Below are 1,578 nucleotides of genomic sequence, written 5' to 3' on the forward strand. Positions count from 1 at the left end.
CCGCGCCAAGCGGCCCCGCCATCTCCTCGCCGCGTTGCGCGCCCTCGCGGGCACCTTGCTGCAGGCCCTGCGCGGATGCGCCCGTGCCGAGGACGAGCGCGAGCGCGGCGGCTGTGAAGGTGAGGCGGGGCATCGGATCGATCCTGGGCGTTTCGAGCCCGCAACGCGGCGCTGCGGTTTGAAGTCGGAATAGCATCGATCGCCCGCAGTCCGCAGCCGGTGGCAACTCCCGGGTGGTCGGGCCGGCGCGCCCGGCCTTTTCGCCGGGCGCGTCGATCAGGCAGCCCGTTCGGCGCCGCGCGCGCAGGCTGCCCGCACCCGGTCCAACAGGTCCATGGCGAGTGCCGTGCGCTCCGCCGGCTCGGAGACCGGGCGGCGCAGGACGACGCGGCCGTCGCGCAGGACGAGGTCCGCGCAGGCCGGCATCGGCCCAACCTTGACGCCGGGCCGAAGGTCGGCGGCAAGCCCCTGCGGACCTCCGTTCAGCCGGGCGACGCCGAGTTCGCGGCAGGCCGCCCGCAGGCGCCCGAGGGCGAAGAGGGCGGCGACCGGCTCGGGCGGGGCACCGAAGCGATCCTCGACCTCGCCGGCAAGGGCCTCGATCGCCGCCACGTCCCGCAGGCGCAGCAGACGCGTGTAGAGGCTCAGCCGGATCTCCGGCTCCGGCACGTAGTCGGCCGGGATGCCGCCGGGCAGGCCGATCTCGATCTCGGGGCACCAATCCTCGGCCTCCTCGCCTTTGGCGAGGCGCAGGGCCAGCTCGAGCAGGTGCCGGTAGAGGCCCAAGCCCACGAGCTTGGCATGACCGGCCTGGTCCTCGCCGACGAGGTCGCCCGCCCCGCGCAGGTCGAGGTCGCGGGCGCTGATCGCGAAGCCCGCACCGAGGCGGTCCATCGCTTCGAGGGCCCGCATGCGCTGCTCGGCCGCCGGGCTCGGCGGCGCGGCGGGGTCGAACAGCAGGTGGACGACCCCGCGCCGCTGGCCGCGCCCGACCCGGCCGCGGAGCTGGTGAAGCTGGGCCAGTCCGAACTTCGCGGCTTCCCAAACCAGCATCGTGTTGGCGCGCGGCACGTCGAGCCCACTCTCGATGATCGCGGTGGCGAGCAGCACGTCGCCGCCGCCGTCGGCGAAGCGGACCATCGCCTCGTCCATCTCGGCCGGCTTCAATCCGCCATGCGCGACGACGACGTCGAGGTCCGGCACGAGGGCCCGCAGGCGCTCGGCCATCGGCGCGATGTCCTCGATGCGCGGGCACACGACGAAGCTCTGCCCGCCGCGGCGATGCTCGCGGACGAGCGCATCCTGGACCGCGTCGGGGTCGAAGCCCGCGACCAGGGTCCGGACCGGCTGGCGCAGGGCCGGCGGCGTCGACAGGATGCTCAGGCTTTGAAGCCCGACGAGGGCGGATTGCAGCGTTCGCGGGATCGGCGTCGCGGTGAGCGTCAGGACGTGTCCCCCGCCGGCGAGGCGCCGCAGGTCGGCCTTGGTCTTCACGCCGAAGCGCTGCTCCTCGTCGATCACCGTCAGGCCGAGGTCGGCGTAGGCGACGCCGCGCCCGGCAAGCGCGTGGGTGCCCAC

Annotated in this window: 1 protein-coding gene; it reads right to left on the reverse strand. The window is 74.6% G+C overall.

Annotated elements, in window-relative coordinates; all coding sequences use genetic code 11:
- Positions 1-276 precede the first annotated feature (276 nt).
- A partial coding sequence (locus FV222_RS25550) for a TRCF domain-containing protein (RefSeq protein WP_281406925.1) occupies positions 277-1,578 on the reverse strand: 1,302 nt, incomplete at its 5' end.

The sequence above is a fragment of the Methylobacterium sp. WL103 genome, assembly GCF_008039885.1.
GTDB lineage: Bacteria > Pseudomonadota > Alphaproteobacteria > Rhizobiales > Beijerinckiaceae > Methylobacterium > Methylobacterium cerastii.